21 protein-coding genes and 1 tRNA gene are annotated in these 19,776 nt (G+C 59.2%); 13 read left to right on the top strand and 9 right to left on the bottom strand.

All coding sequences use genetic code 11. From position 1 onward, the window contains the following. Positions 1-93 precede the first annotated feature (93 nt). From ACVIN2_RS31395 to ACVIN2_RS31380, 4 genes are all read left to right on the top strand, one after another. On the top strand, positions 94-669 hold the full coding sequence (locus ACVIN2_RS31395; RefSeq protein ID WP_456769838.1) for a tyrosine-type recombinase/integrase: 576 nt from the start codon (positions 94-96) through the stop codon (positions 667-669). A gap of 47 nt (positions 670-716) precedes the next feature. Continuing rightward, positions 717-1,712 (top strand): hypothetical protein, encoded by a 996-nt coding sequence (locus ACVIN2_RS31390; protein WP_456768551.1) that lies wholly within the window; start codon positions 717-719, stop codon positions 1,710-1,712. A gap of 207 nt (positions 1,713-1,919) precedes the next feature. Continuing rightward, entirely contained in the window at positions 1,920-2,462 is a 543-nt protein-coding gene (locus tag ACVIN2_RS31385) for a hypothetical protein (RefSeq protein WP_456768550.1), read from the top strand. 75 nt (positions 2,463-2,537) lie between these two features. Continuing rightward, positions 2,538-2,867 carry a DUF3768 domain-containing protein gene (locus tag ACVIN2_RS31380; RefSeq protein WP_456768549.1) on the top strand — a complete coding sequence of 110 codons (330 nt, stop codon included), beginning with the start codon at positions 2,538-2,540 and terminating at the stop codon, positions 2,865-2,867. On the opposite strand, the gene ACVIN2_RS31375 is transcribed toward ACVIN2_RS31380, so the two are convergent. Further along, complete coding sequence (locus tag ACVIN2_RS31375) at positions 2,864-3,121, bottom strand: helix-turn-helix domain-containing protein (protein WP_456768548.1); 258 nt, start codon at positions 3,119-3,121, stop codon at positions 2,864-2,866. The genes ACVIN2_RS31380 and ACVIN2_RS31375 overlap by 4 nt on opposite strands. 68 nt (positions 3,122-3,189) lie before the next feature. Here ACVIN2_RS31375 and ACVIN2_RS31370 point away from each other — a divergent pair, with 68 nt between their 5' ends. Further along, complete coding sequence (locus ACVIN2_RS31370; protein WP_456768547.1) at positions 3,190-4,146, top strand: dienelactone hydrolase family protein; 957 nt, start codon at positions 3,190-3,192, stop codon at positions 4,144-4,146. 116 nt (positions 4,147-4,262) lie between these two features. On the opposite strand, the gene ACVIN2_RS31365 is transcribed toward ACVIN2_RS31370, so the two are convergent. Further along, on the bottom strand, positions 4,263-4,526 hold the full coding sequence (locus ACVIN2_RS31365; protein ID WP_456768546.1) for a hypothetical protein: 264 nt from the start codon (positions 4,524-4,526) through the stop codon (positions 4,263-4,265). Positions 4,527-5,057: 531 nt separating this feature from the next. On the opposite strand from ACVIN2_RS31365, the gene ACVIN2_RS31360 reads away from it, so the two are divergent. From ACVIN2_RS31360 to ACVIN2_RS31345, 4 genes are all read left to right on the top strand, one after another. Next, entirely contained in the window at positions 5,058-5,492 is a 435-nt protein-coding gene (locus ACVIN2_RS31360) for a hypothetical protein (RefSeq protein WP_456768545.1), read from the top strand. A gap of 1,082 nt (positions 5,493-6,574) precedes the next feature. Then, positions 6,575-6,811: a transposase gene (locus tag ACVIN2_RS31355; protein WP_456768544.1), complete on the top strand. Its 237-nt coding sequence runs from the start codon at positions 6,575-6,577 to the stop codon at positions 6,809-6,811. Then, entirely contained in the window at positions 6,774-7,010 is a 237-nt protein-coding gene (locus tag ACVIN2_RS31350; protein ID WP_456769896.1) for a hypothetical protein, read from the top strand. The genes ACVIN2_RS31355 and ACVIN2_RS31350 overlap by 38 nt, the downstream gene beginning before the upstream one ends. Positions 7,011-7,150: 140 nt before the next feature. Further along, positions 7,151-7,804 (top strand): hypothetical protein, encoded by a 654-nt coding sequence (locus ACVIN2_RS31345; protein WP_456768543.1) that lies wholly within the window; start codon positions 7,151-7,153, stop codon positions 7,802-7,804. 55 nt (positions 7,805-7,859) lie between these two features. Here ACVIN2_RS31345 and ACVIN2_RS31340 read toward each other — a convergent pair whose 3' ends face one another. Further along, on the bottom strand, positions 7,860-8,369 hold the full coding sequence (locus ACVIN2_RS31340; RefSeq protein WP_456768542.1) for a hypothetical protein: 510 nt from the start codon (positions 8,367-8,369) through the stop codon (positions 7,860-7,862). A gap of 333 nt (positions 8,370-8,702) precedes the next feature. Here ACVIN2_RS31340 and ACVIN2_RS31335 point away from each other — a divergent pair, with 333 nt between their 5' ends. Next, positions 8,703-9,725, top strand: coding sequence for a tyrosine-type recombinase/integrase (locus ACVIN2_RS31335; protein WP_456768541.1), 1,023 nt, complete (start codon positions 8,703-8,705; stop codon positions 9,723-9,725). 61 nt (positions 9,726-9,786) lie between these two features. Here the strand turns inward: ACVIN2_RS31335 and ACVIN2_RS31330 are convergent. From ACVIN2_RS31330 to ACVIN2_RS31305, 6 genes are all read right to left on the bottom strand, one after another. Then, positions 9,787-9,862, bottom strand: a tRNA-Lys gene (locus ACVIN2_RS31330). Between the two features lie 168 nt (positions 9,863-10,030). Next, a complete protein-coding gene (locus ACVIN2_RS31325) occupies positions 10,031-10,654 on the bottom strand; it encodes a Spy/CpxP family protein refolding chaperone (protein ID WP_456768540.1) in 624 nt (207 codons plus the stop codon). Between the two features lie 194 nt (positions 10,655-10,848). Beyond that, on the bottom strand, positions 10,849-11,853 hold the full coding sequence (locus ACVIN2_RS31320) for a TRAP transporter substrate-binding protein (RefSeq protein ID WP_456768539.1): 1,005 nt from the start codon (positions 11,851-11,853) through the stop codon (positions 10,849-10,851). A 170-nt stretch (positions 11,854-12,023) separates the two neighbouring features. Beyond that, complete coding sequence (locus ACVIN2_RS31315) at positions 12,024-13,586, bottom strand: 2-isopropylmalate synthase (RefSeq protein ID WP_027519477.1); 1,563 nt, start codon at positions 13,584-13,586, stop codon at positions 12,024-12,026. Between the two features lie 369 nt (positions 13,587-13,955). Continuing rightward, the gene (locus ACVIN2_RS31310) at positions 13,956-15,197 is read right to left on the bottom strand and encodes a hypothetical protein (RefSeq protein ID WP_456768538.1); all 1,242 of its coding nucleotides are present in this window, start codon (positions 15,195-15,197) and stop codon (positions 13,956-13,958) included. A gap of 303 nt (positions 15,198-15,500) precedes the next feature. Then, positions 15,501-15,764 (bottom strand): hypothetical protein, encoded by a 264-nt coding sequence (locus ACVIN2_RS31305; RefSeq protein WP_456768537.1) that lies wholly within the window; start codon positions 15,762-15,764, stop codon positions 15,501-15,503. A 281-nt stretch (positions 15,765-16,045) separates the two neighbouring features. On the opposite strand from ACVIN2_RS31305, the gene ACVIN2_RS31300 reads away from it, so the two are divergent. The 3 genes from ACVIN2_RS31300 (at position 16,046) to ACVIN2_RS31290 (ending at position 19,634) form a co-directional block, all read left to right on the top strand. Continuing rightward, entirely contained in the window at positions 16,046-17,266 is a 1,221-nt protein-coding gene (locus ACVIN2_RS31300) for an SMP-30/gluconolactonase/LRE family protein (RefSeq protein ID WP_456768536.1), read from the top strand. 255 nt (positions 17,267-17,521) lie between these two features. Continuing rightward, positions 17,522-18,706 (top strand): calcium-binding protein, encoded by a 1,185-nt coding sequence (locus ACVIN2_RS31295; protein WP_456768535.1) that lies wholly within the window; start codon positions 17,522-17,524, stop codon positions 18,704-18,706. 10 nt (positions 18,707-18,716) lie between these two features. Further along, a complete protein-coding gene (locus ACVIN2_RS31290; RefSeq protein WP_456768534.1) occupies positions 18,717-19,634 on the top strand; it encodes an NAD(P)/FAD-dependent oxidoreductase in 918 nt (305 codons plus the stop codon). Positions 19,635-19,776 lie beyond the last annotated feature (142 nt).

Here is a 19,776-nt window from a genome sequence, read left to right as displayed (position 1 = left end):
CGCGGCGTCGTTTTGCACGGAGAAACTGATAAGCTTTTATTGTGTTGCGGCGATCAGCCGAGTTGCTAGAATCTAGCATTCAGTTTGATCGAGATGGCAGGCAAGCAAGCCAAGATACTTTCTGATCAAGCGGCGCGAGATTTGCTCTTCTTCGCCGACACGACCCGGCACCCGAATAGAAATCGCGTTATCGTTCTGCTCTCGCTGAAGGCTGGTCTGCGCGCAGCAGAAATTGCGAAACTGACCTGGGAAATGGTCGAAGGCGCCGAGGGCGAGATCGGACCGACAATAGAGCTGCGAGACACCATTGCAAAGAAGCGGCACGGCCGCTGCATTCCGCTGCAGGGCGATTTACGAAAAGCGCTACTTGCTTTGCGTTCGTTGTCTCCGGGGAGTGGCGCGATTGTGCGATCCGAGCGCGGCGGACCGATGACGCCGCTCAGCATCGTTGTTTGGTTCAATCGGGCTTTTCACGCGACCGGTCTCAGCGGCTGCTCGTCTCACTCAGGGCGACGAACGTTTATTACGCGCGCTGCCAGACTCGTTCATAAAGCAGGCGGTTCGTTAAGAGACGTGCAGCTCTTGGCCGGTCATAGTTCCATTCAGACGACCCAAAAATACATCGACGGCGACAGCGATGCGCAACGGAGGCTGGTATCACTCATCTAGCTAAGCCTCTAAAGATGCGGCACGTCAAACTAGCGCAAGTTGACCCGATGGCGTTCGCAGCACCTCTGATCGGATCCGTTTGCGCGGTGAGCGTCGATCCAGGTTTCGCCGCCTCAGTTGATGGCACAAGCTCGAACGATCCGCGCCTGATATCGGCACTAAGAGCAAATAGTACGGCAGGTCTGTTCGATTGGATGATGGACAGCTTTAGCTTTCAGGGGATCTCGGACAGCGTCGCGCATTCCTATCTGGAATCGAACGGCAACGCGACTTGGCAAACGATTAAGTCTCAACTTGCCGGTCAGCCAACCTGCCCGCTCCTTCCGAGCTACTGGACATTCGAAGGGTGTCGCTACGACAAGACGAGCAAGTCGTGCTCTCAACCCGACCACATGGCTCGGTGCCCCTTACCGAGCCACCCCTTGCGCAACGGTCGGCTGAACCAAACAGCATTCGGTCTCTATCTGTTCATACGGGATCAGACGAGGTCCGACCTGGTTGGCTGGATAGACGAACGCCTCGAAGAGACCGGCGATATGGACTTTTGTGCAAGTCAGGAGGCGCTGATTGAGCCGATGCGGCATATCTTCGGGGTGTCGGACAAAGTCCTGGCGATGACCCTATCGGCGGTGCTGATGGCCGACCAGGCCAACCGACCGCGATGGTTTGACATCGGCAGCCAGGTGATCGTGGTCGATACCCTCGTGCATAATTTCCTAAGACGGACCGGCATTTTGGCCGCGTTCGACGCCGCTCACGTCTACGGTCCGAAATGCTATCAGCACGGCGGCTGCTCCGAGATTTTGCGCCGTGTAGCCGCATGCATTGACGCTCGCGTATTCGGCACCGGTTTTCCGGCAAATTTTCCGAGACTTATTCAACATGCACTATGGCGTTACTGTGCGGCTGACGAACTAGACATTTGCAACGGCAACAATATTGATGATACAAAGTATTGCACTCTTAATACTTGCCATATTTATAGTATATGCAGTCGAAACAAAGCTATTGCTGCGCGAGCCACAAACAAAACAAGAAGATAAAAAGCCATATAAAGTATTGATTCTGTTGAGATTTATAGCTTTTTAGCTAGAATTTCATTTGAGAGTATTTACTCTCAGATGAACCTAAGGAGAAACCGAAATGATGATCTTTGCGAGGCCGTCTGGCGGCCCTGGACCCGACTGCATACCTAGACCTCCCCAACAAGGGCCCCGATCGGGGCCCTTCTGCTTTTCTGGGAGGCTTTGATGACAAAGTCTGCAGAACATTCTCTGCCCAGCGCAAGAGAGTTGATTGTGTTCGGCCTCGACACAGCCGGCAAACCCAAGGCAGGGCGCTTCTCTGAGAAGCATGCCGCGGTAGCGACGAAAGCAGCCAAGTCGCTAAAGCTCTCGGTCTGCTCTGGCGACAAACCAGCCATCGCCGACATATTGAAAAGGATCCCTGTCGGACGGCTGCACGCCCAAGGCAAGGCGTTCATTCCGTACATCAAGCGGGCCCTCTTCGATCAGATCCAGACGGCCGCAGCCCCGACCTCTCTGGCCGCAAAGTCGAACGCGGGCCCTGCCGTAACGGAAGCCCCTCTTGCGAAGCCCCCTCGCAGTTGGGACGACATCGCAGAAGGGCATCTCGTTCTCTATCACGAGGGCTCCCGCGACGGCTGGTGGGAGAGCGTTGTCATAGCCAGAGACGGCGAGACCCTTACCCTAAAGTACCGCGACTTTACGCGGTATCCCGCTTTCCAATGCCACTATCGGGCGGTTGCCCTGCCCTATCTGAGTTCCGAGTAACTACAGTTTGGATGGCTCGGATATCCCGGGCCATCCGCTCCACATTCCCCAACATCGCAAACATAGGAACCCACCATGTCTCACGACACGGATCTCATTCGCTCGCTCAACGACAACCTCAGGCAACATCTGATCGGAGGCGGCGCGGTCATGACACCGGGCGTTGCAGCTCTCGGCCAAAGTTTTGTAGAGCGCGCGGTCAAAACCCTAGCGGCCTTTGATGACTTTCATCACGCTAACGATCCTCATCAAGAGCATGACATGGGCATATTTGACCTCGATGGTCACGCCCTCATGTTCAAGATCGACTACTACGATAAGTCCCTGCAATGTCATTCGCCCGATCCATCAGACCCGTCGGTTACCGAGCGAGTCATCACCATTATGCTAGCGTCCGAATATTAGGGTTTAGATCGCGGTCGACCTCGAGAGACCTTCTTGGCATCAGCCGGTGGCGGTCCAAACAAGACACCTGGCTCAACCTTCAAGGCACGAGCGATATGCCAAAGGGTCACGGCAGTCGGATTGCGTCGACCCGCCTCTAGACCGCTCAAATAGCTCTGCTCTACGCCAACCTTGGCGGCAAACGCTTCCTGCGACAGCTTAGCCGCGACCCTTCGCGAGCGAATGTTCTCTCCAATGAGGCGCCTGACGTCCATGGCGCCATGCGAGGCAATATCGCTCGCGAACTCTATGTACTATAATATATAATATAGAGGAGACGCGCATGCGCACATTGACCTGCATTCTCAAATCCATTTCCGACTTCCGAGCGAGAGCCCACGTGTCCCGGCTTATGCTCATACTCCTCGGAATACTCGTGATGATAGAACAGTCGACGCCTGCCCTTGCTGAAATGATCTCGATAAGGTGGCGGGCTTCTAGTCCCATGCCATGGGTACCAGGAAACGTTTACATTGACGGCTACTCGTCAAACTTTAGAAACGCAACGGTCGAGGAGAAGGGCAAGACCCAGAAAGAAGGCGAACTCGCGGCCGAGTTGCTCGTACCGAAAGGTACTGCGGGTGCAATCCCTTTTATAGTGCTGCTGCACGGGTGCGGTGGCATAACAAGCGTTCTAAAGAGGTGGGCGAACGAGTACGGAGGCAGGCTAGTCCAGGCAGGGTACGACGTTCTGGTTCTCGATAGTTTTTCAACTCGGGGCGTTACCGGCAATGGCATTTGTGCTGATCCCAGCCAATTGGAATGGGCACGGCGTCGGGCTGACGACGCTTATTCGGCTTTGGATTGGCTGATTGAGACCGGCAAGGCCGATCCAAAGCAGGTTTATGTGCTGGGCCGTAGCAATGGCGCGACGACATCGCTTATCATCATGAATAGGAAGATCGGCGACATTCAAAAAAACATGTTTACCGCCGCCTTCGCGATGCAGCCATCGTGTCTCTACATGAAGAACGTCGAGTTTTACGCTCCGGTATATTTATTCTTGGCTGAGAAGGACCAAGCGACGAGTCCACTGCTGTGTTCAGACATGGCAAAGGCCAAACGCCCAATCCCGGTACAAACTAAGCTTTGGGAAGGGGCGACCCATGGATATCAAGACCGTGTGCCGGATCGGATCGAGCAGATTGCAGGCAAGCAAGTGACCTTCGCCTACAACGCTGCTGCCAATGACGGCACAATCAAAGCTATCGTCGGTATACTGAACTCTCGCAAGCGGTAGCAGCAGCCGAAACTGGGAGACGCTTGGCGGACAAGTGTCGCTGCTGCAAGCTGTAGGGACGCTCATATTCTCGGTCGGTGCATGAGTAGGCGTTTAGCACCAGCGGACCCGGGCAATCAGGATAGATCCATATAGATTTTCTCCCGACGAACACCCTTTGCCCGTGAAGCCCTGGCATTCTTCGTACTCTGGCGAATATGCTTGACCAGGTCAGTAAGAATATCCGCAACTTCACGTTGTCGCAGCCCGGTACGCACGCAAACTATGACAGGCGCCTTCTTGGAAGGTTGATAGTCGTTGCTTCCCCCATTGACGATTTCTGTTATTTCATCAGGACCAACCAGGTAAACCTTGATCCCGCGGGTTGAATAAGTTGGCATAGGTGGCCCTCCGCTCTCTGCACACACTGTGCGTCTTAATGTAGAACGCATTTACAACATACGAGAGCAACGCGAGCACATCCCATGCTGTTCGCGTCGGACACTTGGGCGGATGGCGGTCACCACGCTTGCTCCAGCCAACCGGTCGACGTCTTTCAAACAATTCTACAAGAATTGCTCGGCTCAAAACCCCTCATTTCGGAACGCCTGATTGCGCTTTTCGCCTGACACTTCGCTTCAAAGAACGCCGCAGGCTGAAACAATAAGCAGAAAGGACGCTCGCCCGTCGTTTCTCCAAGACAGGCGGCTAGGGCGTAAGCGGAAATAGCATCATCGCTTTCAATCGGCCCGAAGCACCACGTGCGCTTGCCACATTCAACAAGTTCACGGAATATCGCGCTTTTCGACAGCTCTCAACATTACCCATTCTAGCGACAATCTCGCCTGAGACATCGCCGGAATGATCGCCTTCCGATCCGCTCGCCCGCTATGACGCTAATTTGAGAGTGAGCGACGAGAGGAGAACTAGTTATGGCGAGCAGGACAAAAGCCAGGCGCACAAGTGAGCAGAAAATTATCGCACGAATTGCCCGGGTTCGAGCGTCTTATGAAAAGGCGCGACGCGACGGAAGCAAATCCGCAGACTATAAGTACCTTAGGTCGGTGCTGCGGGCATACGACTATTTCGACGATCATGACCTATTGGATTGCTTGACGGAGATTGCCCCATACGCGCTGATGACACCGGTTCGGTCCGGTCAGCATGCTATTCGCACCATTATTGAGGCCTCTCGCGCGAATGTTGACCTGCGGATGAGAAGCCGCTGGACACGTGCGCTGCAGTTCGCAATCCTGAGAAGCGTAGGGGCGGACGAGCTGATTCGTTTTCTGCGAGCCAACAATGGCATCGCGGGATGCGCCGATTTGGCGAGCAAGGTAAGGATTGGCTCAAATCACCGCCAGTAATCGCAGCCCTGAAGACGGACATATAGTTTCGGCCCGCACAAATAGGTTGCGCCTTGAACTCCTAGAGGTCAGCCAATCCAGGTGATCGTGAACCAGATCGCCTCTCCGAGAGTTCGCTGGATGAGCGTGGCAAGATGAGAATGTCGTCCCAATCCCCGCCTCTTTCAATTGTTTTGAAAGTGTAATGAGCCATCGATCCGTATTCGATCGGGGTGACGTCTATCCGCTCCAACTTGCCATCTGATCGGACATAGGGTTCGGCATCAAGATCGTGCTCGGGATCCAATTTGCCTCTTCCAAACGGAGAAAGAACAAGCACGCCATTAAAATGCATTCCCTCATTAGCGACAACGAGCCGACGATTATGCTTGTCCCGCTTTGGAACGGGGAGGTCGGGGCACCCGAAGAACCGGGGCATAGCGCATTTTGATCCTAACGAACGCGGTCGTCTCACCTCGCGCGTCACGAGCATTGCGTAAACACGGCAAACCTCATCTTTCATTATCTCGTTCTTCGCGCGGCGACTTTCAGGCAGTTGACGAAACATGAAGTTGAGAAAGTATGCGGATCGACCTCCAGTTATCATTCGTGAAATCCACGTATCGAATGCATCGATCTCTCTTACGAAAGAGTCCCGGCGATATTTCATGAGCCCTTTTTCCATAATAGTACTGTGTGAAATTAGCGACGGCCAATGAGTTCTCTTAAAGAGAAGTCATCTGGCCAGTTTGGGTAGAGTGGAAAGGATTGAAATTGAGAGCGTCAGTTCTCTTAAAGAGAAGTGCCTTGTAGGTTATTGCGCTCCATATAGGCATAGAGATGCCATATGAAGCTACGAACTCCATCGGCAACACGATATCCGCGGCCTAGCAGTGGTGGCCAATCCACGCTCTGCATCGAACCACTTGAATTTTGATCTAATTTACAACTTTTAATGCGGTGGCACGCTCGTACGTGCCGCTAGCCAATTGAAATTAGAGTCTAACTGCCTGCTCGCTTTGGGGTAAGCGCTGCTCAGGCGCACCTATCGGATGACAGGGTGATCTGCGAGCCTGCGGTTCGGTTCGACCGTTAGGCTCAGAGTGGACAAAGCGAATACCGCTATCAGGAAGCCAGTGCGATGGCTTGAGGTGTTCACCGGAGCCGGCTGTCGGCGGAAGTGGCGCGACGAGGGCAAGGCACTGATCGTCGCAGAGATTGTGGCGAGTGGCGCCTCGGTATGTTCCGTGGCTCGACGGCGTGGATTGTCGCTACAGCAGCTTTTTTGTCTGGCGGCGTTAGTTGCGAGAAGCCGCACGCGATCATTCCGAAGCGGATGAAGCGCAGTTTGTGCCGGTGGCGGGCACCGTGGTGCCGGTGCGAACCGCTCACCGGGAGCGCAGAGCAGATAGCGGGATCATCGAGATCGAAGTCGACGGCATCACGATCGGGGCCGGTCCAGGATCAGAGATCGATCATTCCTCCGTCGGAGCCTTCATGGAAGGTGGGACCAAAGCAGCGCTCACGCTTTGGAGATGAGAAGGCCACTATCATCTCAACAGTCTCGGCGATCCCTAGCTAGAGCGCTCTTCGCTTAACAGTGGCACTAAATCTTCTCGCTTTTTTCTGCCGACCGGATGCGCCAGTACGGCGATCTAACGCAGAGAGGATTAAATCACGTGAAAGATCCAGTTGAACATTTGAAAATGCTACGTCGACAGTTCAAAGTGCAATACCGGGGACATAGGAAGGAGATCGTCGCCCTAACCTGCCGCGGGTTCACAATGGCCCTAAAGATCCGAAAGTCCAAAAAGCGGCGCGAGTTGTTTTTCCTGACTGCGAACATTCCGTCTAAAGGACGTGATCGATTGGACATTGTCACAGAGGTGCTCGTTTATGCCATGTCGGGCGAAAAGTCAGAAAGGAAGCGAAAGCTGGCCTGGAAGCGGTCTAGAGCTATTCAGTACCTTCATCGGAGCGGTGTTGCTATCAAGGACCTTGGACGCGAAATCAGCAGCCAAGGCGGCATCGAGGCTTTGGTTCGTAAGGCCTCTAAGGAAGATCCACGCCGGACGAGAGCAGGTCAGCAGCCTCAGCCTTCTCGGCCAGCGCGCTCCAACTTTCCGTCGTCAGCTGACGAAGATGAGGAGGAAGCCGATGAGACGACGCCATATTCGAACAATCAGCCCTCATTGATTATGCTAAAGATCAAGTTGTCGGACCTGGACGCAATTCGCGACATAGAGAGCGGAAAGCGAGCCAAATTGACGATCAAACGTCTAACTACCAAGAGCCCTATCGCTGAAGTTAGACGAGTGCAGATTCTCGACTGAATCGACTTGAGAGGGGAGCTTCCGCTCGCCCTCTCGGCACTCTTGAACCTAGCGCCTATTTGGACGAACGGGCTCGGGCTTTGCTAGCCAACTTCCGCAGCGTGTCGGAAGTTCGGCGCTCATCTGAGTTACGGCCCAATAACCTTCCAAGAGCAGTATTTGAGAAGTTGGGATCCTTGGCTAGTAGCGGTGCGATTTTCTGCTGAACGGACTCTAGGATTTTATCCTCAGTGCGAGGCCGCCCCCTTTTAGCAGCCTTTCCGAACAGGACCCAAGACAGGCAAGCAAGCAAGATCTCCTTGTCAACCTTGCGGGAGGCATCCAGACTGAATGCGCTGAAAGCCTTCTTCTCCACTTTGGCGAACGATGCAATGACCCTTCTCACCAACCGATCTCGTTCTTGATCACCAACACTTCGGCCATCATTAGCTGGCTGAGCTGGCTCTCTTTTCGTTGCCGCTCGAAGCTTTTTGGCGACGTAAATCATTATGGCTAAGCGCTGACGTGGATCACTGAAATTCTTTACTTTCGGTAGGTCGAGCAGCTGCTTCGTCTTTTCCGACATTACTATGATCTCCCTTAGTCAATTCCGAGTTGGCAAAATATGTTTTTGCTTTTTCTTTCCGGGGATCGGCGAGAGAAAGGGGCGGCACGAGGAGCCCCATGGTGAGGACAGTACCCCAAATTCTCCCACGCTTGTTATCTCGACAGCAGGCCGCCGCCTATTGCGGCCTCTCCCTGCAAGCCTTCAGCAAATGGACTAGAGCCGGACGGTTGCCCCCGCCGCTAACCGGTACGGCGCGCTGGGATTTAAGGGCAATTGACCAAGCGCTAGACTCACTTAGCGGCATTCAAGAAAATGTAGAAGAGACTTCCCTAGACGAGTGGAGGACGAAACGTGCGCGTCGTTCTTAAAGGAGTTCACAAGGTCAAAAGGCGGCTCGCGAATGGCGAGATCAAGCTGCATTTTTACGCGTGGCGTGGTGGTCCCGCCATCCACGCGCAGCCTGGTACACCGGACTTCATTCGAGAATACCATGAGGCCCATGCGAGCCTTCGCCAACCGCGCGCCGGCACCTTCATGACGATCATTGCGCAGTACAAGGCTGCGCCGGAGTTCACCGGCCTGGCGCCGTCGACTCGCCGCGCCTACCTCGCTTACATCAAACTGATCGAAGATGAGTTCGGCGACCTGCCCGTGGCGGCTCTGGCCGATCGTCGGGTGCGCGGTGAGTTCAAGGCCTGGCGTGACCTGTTCGTTGGGACGCCACGGAAGGCGGACTATGCCTGGACCACGCTAGCGCGGATAATGTCGTTCGCAAAAGATCGGGGTATCATCGCAGTCAACCCGTGCGAACGCGGCGGCCGGCTGTACGTAGCCGACCGCAAGGACAAGATATGGACCGAGCAGGACATTGCCGCGGTTCTCGCGGTCGCATCCAGCGAGCTACAGCTGGCGCTGGTCCTGGCTCTGTGGAGCGGGCAACGCCAGGGGGACCTATTGCGGTTGCCCTGGTCAGCCTACGAGAGTCCCTACATTCGCCTTCGCCAATCGAAAGGTGGGCGCCGGGTCGCGATGCCCGCTGGCGCCCCCCTGAGGGCCTTGCTCGATGCAACGAACCGCCGGGGGCCGCTTATCTTGACGAACACGCTTGGCCGGCCCTGGACGTCAGATGGCTTTCGTACGTCGTGGGCCAAGGCCTGCGAGCGCGCGGGTATCGAGGGCCTGACGTTTCACGATCTGCGCGGCACGGCGGTCGTTCGTCTTGCGATCGCCGGCGCCAGCGTGCCGCAGATTGCGGCTGTCACCGGCCATTCGTTGAAGGACGTCGAGGCCATCCTCGATGCACACTATCTCGGTCGCGACATTCAGCTCGCGGAGGCCGCGGTGCTGAAGCTCGAAGCGAGAACAAAACTGTAAACGATGGTGTAAACGGCGCCTATTTTGCCGTTCGACCAAACCGCTAAGTGTTTGATTTAGATGGTGGGCGCACCAGGGCTCGAACCTGGGACCCGCTGATTAAGAGTCAGCTGCTCTACCAACTGAGCTATGCGCCCGAAAGGCGGTTAAAAGCCTTGCGAGGCCGGTCGTTTAGCAAAGCGATCCGGGTCTGGCAAGCGATGGCACGTAAGTTTTCCAAGGGTATGCCCACATCCCCCAAAAAAGCGAAAAGCCGCTGGATTCCAGCGGCTTCGCCAAGGTTGATCGCGGCAACCCTTGCAGGCTCAGAGCCGGCCCTCGCGGTCTCGGTCCGGGCCGCCGTCGCGGTCGAAACGGTCACGGTGGAAGTGGTCCATACCGCGCTCCATCATGCGGTCCATGCCACGCTCCATGAAGTGGCGGCGCGGGCCGTCTTCGCCGCCGCCGAACGGGCCGCGGTGGCGGGTCAGCACGGCGAGGCGCCGCTTCTGGCCCTCGTCCAGGGTCTTGTAGAGCGGATCGGCGGCATCGGCGATCTTCTTCAGGGCCGCTGACGTCGCCCCCATGTCCTCGGCGCGCTGGCGCAGGCGGGCGACTGGATCCTCCGGCCTGTCTGCGTCCTTGTTCGCGTCCTTGCCGGCATCGCCGGGACCGGCATTCATCCGTGCATTGGCGCGGTCGATGCGCAGCTTGGCGAAGTCGCGCACGGCGGCCTCGACCGGCGGCCACAGCTTTTCCTGGTCGGCGTTGAGCTTCAGCCCGGCATGGACGGCGGCGATCCGCGCGTCGACCATGGCGGCGCGGTCTTCCGGGTTCATGCGGATGTGGCGCATGTGCTCGTGCATCCACGGGCGATGATAATGGGCATAGACCGCGCCCGAGCCGGCGATGCTCAGCACGGCGATGGCGGCGATGGTGAACTTCCTCATGCGAACTCTCCTCTGGAAGGATGTTGTGAGGATGAGCGCAGCGCAGCTTACGCGCAACTTACAACTTGGACAGGGAGCGGGTTCTTTCGAAGATGTAACGCTCCTGAACCTTTATTCAGTCGCAATCGGAATCATTCGCAACAAAAAGGGCTTCCGCGCCCGGCACGGAAGCCCCCATTCATCGTCCGTTCAAATCAGTTTGTCGTGCTCTTCGCTTCCTTCTGGAATTCGTCGATTAACGGTTGGCCGATGCGGCCTGCCGCTTCCTTGTAGACCGGCTCCATGGCCTTGCGCATCGCCTCGTCCTGCTCCGGCGTGAGCTTGATGATCTCGCTCTTGCCGCTCTTCCTGATCTCGGCGAGCGCGTCCTCGTTCTCCTTCTGCGACTGCGTATTGTTGAAGTCGGTCGCTTCCTTCATCGCCTTCGTCAGGGGGTCGCGGATGTCGGCCGGCAAATCGTCCCAGAACTTCTTGTTCACGATCACGACGTAGCCGATATAGCCGTGATTGCTCTCGGTGATGTACTTCTGCACCTCGTGCATCTTCTGGGTATAGATGTTCGACCAGGTGTTCTCCTGCCCGTCGACCACACCGGTCTGCAGCGCCTGGTAGACTTCGCCGAACGCCATCACCTGCGGCAGCGAGCCAAGCGCCTTGAACTGGCCCTGGAGCACGCGCGAGGACTGGATGCGGAACTTGACGCCCTGATAGTCGGCCGGCGTCACCAGCTTCTTGTTGGCGCTCATCTCCTTAAAGCCGTTGTCCCAATAGGCAAGGCCGGTGATGCCCTTCGGTTCGAGCAGCTTGAGCAGCCTGGTGCCGAGCGGACCTTCGGTCACCTTCCGCAGCGTCTTCAGATCGGGGAGGATGTAGGGGAGATCGAACACCTCGAACTCGCGGATGCCGAGCGGGCCGAACTTGGAGTTGGATGGCGCCAGCATCTGGACGCTGCCGAGCTGGAGCGCCTCGAGCTCTTCCTTGTCCTTGTAGAGCGTCGAGTTCGGATAGATCTCGACCTTGACCTTGCCGCCGGTGTACTTCTCGGCGAGCTCCTTGAATTTCTCCGACGCCTTGCCCTTCGGCGTGTCGGTGGCCACCACGTGGCTGAACTTGATGATGATGGGCGCTTGGGCCGATGCCGGCCCGGTCAAGCCAAGAGCCAGGACCGCGATGGACGCAGCGATCGCGAAGGTGCGCATAATCTCTCCCTGTTGTTGTTTGGGCCGCCCGGCGCACGGGTGGCCAATGCCGTTAGCATCAATACAGGTCGACATCACCAACTGCTATTGGCCGTTAGCAGGGCAGCCATTCATGGTGAACGCCGCAAGCACCGCCTCTCCCGCTTCCGGAAGAGGCGGTGCTAGCAACCTCAGCTCGCGGCGGCGGTCGTCACGGTGTCGCGCTGGCGCTTCATGACGATTTTGTTGAGTGCGCCGAGATAGGCCTTTGCCGAGGCTACCAGCGTATCCGGATCCGCCGCGCGCGCGGTCATCGCACGTCCTTCATGCGACAGCCGCACCGAGACTTCGGCCTGCGCGTCGGTGCCCTGAGTCACTGCGTGGACCTGGTACAGCTCGAGCTTGGCTTCGTGCGGCACCAAGCGCTTGATGCAGTTGAAAACCGCGTCGACCGGACCGTTGCCCTCGGCCTCCTCGATCTTGATCTGGCCGTCGACATCGAGCTTCATGGTCGCGCGCTGCGGGCCATGGGTGCCGGCGATCACGGTCAGCGAGGTCAGCTTGATGCGGTCGTGCGAAGCGGCCATTTCCTCGTCGACCAGCGCCTCGATGTCCTCGTCGTAGATGTCCTTCTTGCGGTCGGCCAGCGCCTTCATCCGCGTGAAAGCATCTTCCAGCTGGTTCGGGCCGAGCTTGTAGCCCATCTCCTCCAGCTTGTGCACGAAGGCATGGCGGCCGGAATGCTTGCCCAGCACCAGCGAGGACTGCTTCAGGCCGACCATCTCGGGCCGCATGATCTCGTAGGTGGAAGCGTCCTTCAGCACGCCGTCCTGATGGATGCCGCTCTCATGCGCGAACGCGTTGCGGCCGACGATGGCCTTGTTGTACTGCACCGGGAACGAGGTCGCCGCCGACACCACCTTCGAGGCGCGGGTCAGCTGCGTGGTGTCGATCTTGTTCCAGTAGGGGAATTTGTCGTTGCGCACGTTGATAGCCATCACGATCTCTTCCAGCGCGGCGTTGCCGGCGCGCTCGCCGATGCCGTTGATGGTGCACTCGACCTGGCGCGCGCCGCCGACGACGCCGGCCAGCGAATTCGCCACCGCCATGCCGAGATCGTTATGGCAGTGCACGGAGAACACCGCCTTGTCCGAGTTCGGCACGCGCTCGATCAGCGTCTTCATGAAGTGGGTGTATTCGTCGGGTGTGGTGTAGCCGACAGTGTCCGGAATGTTCACCGTGGTGGCGCCGGCCTTGATGACGGCTTCGACGATGCGGCACAGATAGTCCATCTCGCTGCGGGTGCCGTCTTCGGCCGACCATTCGACGTCGTCGATCTGGTTGCGGGCGCGCGCGACCATGGCAACCGAGGTCTCGAGCACCTGCTCCGGGGTCTTGTTCAGCTTCACCCGCATATGCAGCGGCGAGGTCGCGATCACGGTGTGGACGCGGCCCCGCTTTGCAAATTTCACTGCCTCCGCGCAACGGTCGATGTCGGCGGGATGGGCGCGCGACAGACCGGCGATGACGGCGTTCTTGGAGCGGCGGGCGATCTCGCTGACCGCCTGGAAGTCGCCTTCCGAGGTAATGGGGAAGCCGGCCTCGATGACGTCGACGCCCATATCGTCCAGCATCTCGGCGACCTCGAGCTTCTCCTCGAAGGTCATGGTGGCGCCGGGGCACTGCTCGCCGTCGCGCAGGGTGGTGTCGAAAATGATGACGCGGTCCTTATCGGACTTGTTCACGGGGGCCATTTGAATTCCTTTTGAGCTTTGCGCCGTCAGTCTTCTAGGCGCTTGAGGTGTCCGGTGATCTCGACCAACCCCTGAGCGCCCAGGCGCATGGCGCCCAGCCGGCCCTCAGGGGCAAGTAAGAAGAAGCCCGCCAATCAGGAGGGTGGGCAGCAGCGCGGCCGGGATCGTGGCGGCGGCCAGAGCCACCTCCCCCGAAATCCCATCGATTTGGCCGCGAATCAGCATTGCCAGACCCTTTGAGCCCTCAATCCTCGGTCAAAACCGTTGACGGTTGGTTGCCGGGAGGCTCGATCTACCGTTTCTAGACGAGAAATGGCAGCAACCGCAACGCCAAAAGATGGACAGAACCATTGACCTGGTTTCCCCCGGCTATTGCCGGGGCGGCGGCACGAGGTCGAGCAACCGCTTGCGGACGCTCACTTCCAGAGGCGCGTTGCAGACCGGCCGATTGTAGAAGCCGCTGCTGCGACACAAGGTGGGCGTCGGACCGCGAAGGTCGCCGGCCTGGCAGGCAAGGCAAATTCGGAACGCCGCCGCCTCGAGCTGGAGCGAATAGTCGAGCGTCGATGCAGCCGGCTCGGACGATTGGAAGAGCTGGCTGCCCTTGATGTTCTGGAACCAGGTGTCGATGTGGCCCTTCACCTTCGCAGGATTGGCGAGGTCGTCCATGTTGAAGCGACTGTCGAGCAGCCCGATCGAGGCGCGCGGCGTGCGCGCCGCTGAGTGACACGACAGGCAGGATGAGCGGATATTGTCCGCAGGTCCGTTGGCGCGCCCCATGAAGCCCATGGTGAGACGCTGGTCCCAGCCATAGGTGACGTTCCGCAAATCGGGATTGATCCAGCTCTCACGGATCGCGCCGTCGTAGACACCGGGGTCGTTGCCCCATTGCAGCGATACCGGCACGAGATTGTCGAACAGGGCGTCGCCCTTTGCCGGGCCGCGCCAGACAAACGTCCCGAACACCCACCCGGTGTCCAGCGACCGGCCGGCCTTCGCTGAATCCTTCACTGAAATATCGACCTGAAGCAGGCGCACCGAGCGGATCGTGCGGGTGCCGGGATCCTGACCGCCGGAGCCAGCGCCCAAATTGTCGATAAAGGCGTCGTATTCGGGTGCGCCCTGGAGGTAGGCAACTTCGTCGGGTGAGGCATCGGTGAACAGAAATTTGACGGAGACAGTGTCATTCGGAAATTTCATCGCGACCGGGAAAGACGGATTGCAGGGCTCGGCGAAGACCTCCCCGAAGACTGCTGCTCCCGGCCTGTTGTAGAAGCCGACCGCCCAGACCTGGGAACCTCGTGTGTTGGTCTTGGACAGATCGCCGGGATCGGGGCCGCGTTCCTTGGTCAGCCCCATCAACGGCTCGCGCCCGGAGTTTCCGTAGTCAAGCCATTGCGAGATCCACCACTGCTCCTGACCGGTGCCGACGAGCTTGCGGTCCACGATCTTGAAGGACGTCTTCGCGGTACTGAGCACGGCATTCATGTAGTCAGCCGGCTTGGTGCGAAAATCGACCGATTCCCAAGGCTGCGGATCATTGGGATTGGGGCGCACCGGCGGATAGTCTAGTCGCCACTTGGCGGCGGCAACCGTGCCATTCGCCTTCATTGTACTCGCCGAAAAGCTCTGACATTCATCGGCCTGGCACGACGAGCCCGCAATCATAGCCAGAACGACGACAACCCCTGCCGCTCTCATGACGGGCTCCTTTGCGCCTGCCGGTGAATCTGGTCGGACCACGATTAGGCGCATTGCCGCACCAGGTGTGTTAAATGGTTCACACAACCTGGGAGAATTGCACGAGCAAATCGCCGCATGTCGGACGAAGTGGCAGTGCACACGCGCTTTCGCCGGCGGCCCATTTTGGGACCAAAGGTACAGACCGATTAGCCACTCAGCGAGACCGTCGAGCTACGCCGTGCGGCGAGCGCGAGCCCTGCTCTCCCAGCGGTTCAGCATCTGACCGAGCTCGCCGGTGGCGACCGGCCCAGCCTTGCCGGCGATCGCGATCTCGTTGGTATTGGCCGGTGCGTTGGCGCTCAGCCAATCCGGCTCGCTGTACTCACGCCAGCGGCGCGCCTCGGCCCGCCTTTTGCGGGACACGTAGTCGCGGGTAAAATAGCCGGCCGCAAATGCAATCCCGATCAGCAAAACCAGTACGACGACAGCGACCACAGTAAACTCCGACTTACACCCCGAATGACGTTCTGCCAGCCTCGCGCAGGAGGTCAAGGCTTGACATGCTCCACAGCTTGGCAATGTCCCGAAGGCAGTTTCGGTAAACTCCGTCACGCCGGACGAATTTGTCGTTTCCGTGTTCGATGTTGCAGCGCTTTTGCCGCCCCGATATCTCGCTGAGGATGCGTACCTCCCCCTCGCAACCGTCATCGGACCGGACTAACCTCGCCCTGCTCGGCCGGATCAACCGGCCAGCCGAACATGACCGGGAGGACGCGATGATACGCCAAAAGCAGCGTGACCAGGATGCTGCGCTTTCACGACGAACGCTCGTTCAAGGGCTTGCGCTCGGCGCCGCCACTTTTGCCGGCGCCGGATCCGCGTTGGCCCAGACCGGACCCGCCGCGCCGCCGACGACGATCACCACCCCGCCGCGCGATTTCGGTCCCAACGGCGCGCCGACCACCTATTTCTGGGACCCCGACGTCATCGCGGTCGATCCGTCCTTCAACGATCTCGCGCAGCCCAACACGGCGATCAAGCGTCTCTATACGGGCCTGCTGTGGGCTGAAGGCCCGGCGTGGAGTGCACAGGGCCGCTATCTGCTATGGAGCGACATTCCCAACAACAGGCAGATGCGCTGGAGCGAAGACGACGGTCGCGTCAGCGTGTTCCGCTCGCCGTCCAACAACTCCAATGGTAACTCGTTCGACTTCCAGGGCCGTCAACTCTCCTGCGAACATCTGACCCGGCGGGTGACGCGTTATGAACATGACGGCACCGCGACGGTGCTTTGCGACAATTACAACGGCAAGAAGCTGAACTCGCCGAATGACGTCGTCGCGCATCCTGACGGCAGCTACTGGTTCACCGATCCGCCCTATGGCGGCCAGCTCTACGAAGGTGAGCCCGACGCCGCGGGCGGTCCGAGCAACACCAGTGGCAAGCTCAATCCGCGGATTGGACAGCCGGCCGGCTTCGCGCCGGGCAAGCGCGAGCTGCCGACCAATTGCTATCGCATCGATCCTAGCGGCCGTGTCGATCTCGTCGTCACCGAGGAGCAGGTGCCAGATCCAAACGGGCTGTGCTTCTCGCCGGACTTCAAGAAGCTCTATGTCGTCTCAACCGGCAAGGGACCCGGCGACACCGGGCCCGGCGGCAAGGGCGAGATTTTCGTGTTCGACGTCGGCGCCGACAACAAGCTCACCAACCAGAAGCGGTTCAGCGAGTGCGTGATCGACGGTGTGAAGTGCGGGCCGGACGGTGTGCGCTGCGATGTCAACGGCAATGTCTGGGCCTCCAGCAATGCCGGCCGCGCCGTCGGCTACAGCGGCGTGACGACGTGGTCGCCGGACGGCAAGCTCCTCGGCCGCATCCGGCTGCCCGAAGTGTGCGGCAACATCTGCTTCGGCGGCCCCAAGCGCAACCGCCTGTTCATGGCGGCAAGCCAATCGCTCTATGCGGTGTACACGGCCACGCAAGGCGCAGGCCCGGGCTAAGCCCGCGCGCAAGATCGCAAGCCCGGGCGTCGGCGTGGATCGCCGGCGCCCGATCGGTTTCCGAGCGTGCGATCTGCACAAATAACGATCACGAGCGTACAAAGTCGCGGTTCCCTGATCGCAATCAAGCTACGTCCCGGGCAAATCTCCGCCATCAATCCAACGAAGATTGTATCGCGCGGAAGGGCCGCAGCGCGGTGCGCGAAGGCATGATGCTCTTCGTTCTCGCGCCCGACTTGAACGGGGAGTTGCGCGATGCGCCGTATGCCAAACGACACCATCATCGTCAGCGTTGGGGACCAGCAATTCGTGACCGAGTTCGGGGACCCGGGCCTGCCGAACGACGCCCGCGGCGGCAGCGACAACATGATCGCGACCGTCGACGGGGGCAACGCGGTCCTGATATTCGTTGGCGACGACCAGACCCTGCAAGGACATTCTCACGGCGGAAACGACCATCTCGCTGCGACCGTCACAGGCTTCGGGGACTACGTGTTCCTGGACGGCGATGCGCAGGCAATGTCCGGCGAGGCCCATGGCGGCAACGACGTGCTTCATGTCGATGCATCGACATCGATCTACGCGACCCTCGGTGTTTTTGGCGATGCCGAAACCGCCATGTCGGCCGACACGAGCGGCGGCAATGACGTCGTCATTGCATCGATGGGAAACAGATCGTCCGGTGCGTTCAGCGGAGACTCCGGCAGTTCCATGAGCGATCATGCACATGGCGGCAATGATATCCTCAGCGTGACCCAGATCGGCAGTTACGGCGGCGCTTCGATATCAGGCGATGCCCTCATCTCCATGAGCGGCGATACGCGCGGCGGCAACGACATCCTCAGCTACACCGTCGGGGCCGCCGCCCATTCCGGGGGCGCGTCTCTGGTCGGAGACGCCGGCTACATGAGCGACGATAGCCGCGGCGGCAACGATATCCTGATCGCGGCGGTCGACGGCAACCCGGACTCCACGTCCATCGTGCTCGTCGGAGACGCCTCGAACATGTCAGGCAATGCGCATGGCGGAGATGATATCCTCCTCGGCGGCAGCCGCCACGATTTGCTGTATGGCGACGCACAGACCTACGCCCCGTTCACAGCCGGCTCGATCACGGGCGGCAAGGACATGCTGAATGGCGGTCGCGGAAATGACCAGCTCTGGGGCGGACCGAACAACGACAGATTCGTCTTCAACAAAAATTCCGGCCTGGACGTGATCAACGATTTCGACCAGGGCAACAAGGCTGTCGGCAGCACGGCGCGCGAGCATGACGTCATCAATTTGCACGATTACGGCTTCGCAGACTGGGCGGCGCTGAAAAGTCTGATCAGCGATGACAGCACAGGAAATGCGGTGATCCACCTGACGGCGACCGATACGATCACGCTGGAGGGGATCCATACCGCGGATCTCCATCCAAAGGATTTCATGGTGTAAGAGAGCATTCATGCGCGTTGTGATCTGCGGCGGCGGCGTCATCGGGGCCTGCACCGCCTGGTTTCTTCGACGTCACGGCATCGATGTCATCCTCGTGGAACGAACCGAGGTGGCGGCCGCGGCGTCAGGTAAGGCGGGCGGCTTCCTCGCGCACAACTGGTGCGAGGGCTCGCCGCTCGATGCGCTGGCACGACGGAGCTTTGCTCTCCATGCGCAACTGCCGGATGAGATCGCAGGCGATTGGGGCTATCGCCCGATGACCGCTTATAGCGGCTTCGTTGCTGCCGATGGCCATCCGCGCCGGGATGCACCGTCCGCGCTCGGCTGGCTCAGCAACGGCGTCATCATCACGCAGCGCATCGGCACGACGGAGACCACTGCGATCGTTCACCCCAAAAAATTCACCTCGGCCGTGATGAACGCGGCGCTCGCGCTAGGCGCCGAGCTTCGCATCGGCCAGGTGACCGGCATCGTGCGCGATGCGGACGGCACGACCGCGACGGGCGTCGAGGTCGACGGCCGCATCGTCGAGGCGGACGCCGTCGTGATCGCCATGGGACCATGGTCGCTGCTCGCCGCGCAATGGATGAGCCTGCCCGCCGTCCACGGCCAGCGCAGCCCGAGCATCGTGTACGACACCGGCACGGATGTGCCGGCCGATGCGCTGTTCCTGGAGTCTGAAGAGAATGGCAGTGCCGTGTCGATCGAGGTCTTTCCTCGCGCTGACGGCAGCACGCATATCACCGCTCTCTCCGACATCGCGCCGCTTCCGCTCGATCCGGCTGCCGTGACGCCGGACCACGACGCGATCGCGCGCCTGCAAACCATGTCCGAGCGGCTGTCGCCCCAGTTCCGAGCCGAGAGGATCATTGCGCAGCAAGCCTGCTTCCGGCCGGTGACACAGGACGGCCTGCCGCTGATCGGCTAGGTGCCGCAAAGTGAAGGTCTTTATGTTGCGACCGGGCACAATGTGTGGGGCATCCTGAATGCGCCCGCCACGGGCGAGGCCATGGCGCAACTGATCGCGGAGGGTGCGACGCGCAGCGTCGACATCTCGCCATTTGATCCGG

It is taken from the genome of Bradyrhizobium sp. USDA 3650 (assembly GCF_054057395.1).
The sequence above is the reverse complement of the archived record's forward strand: the minus strand, read 5'-3'. Positions and strand labels throughout refer to the sequence as shown.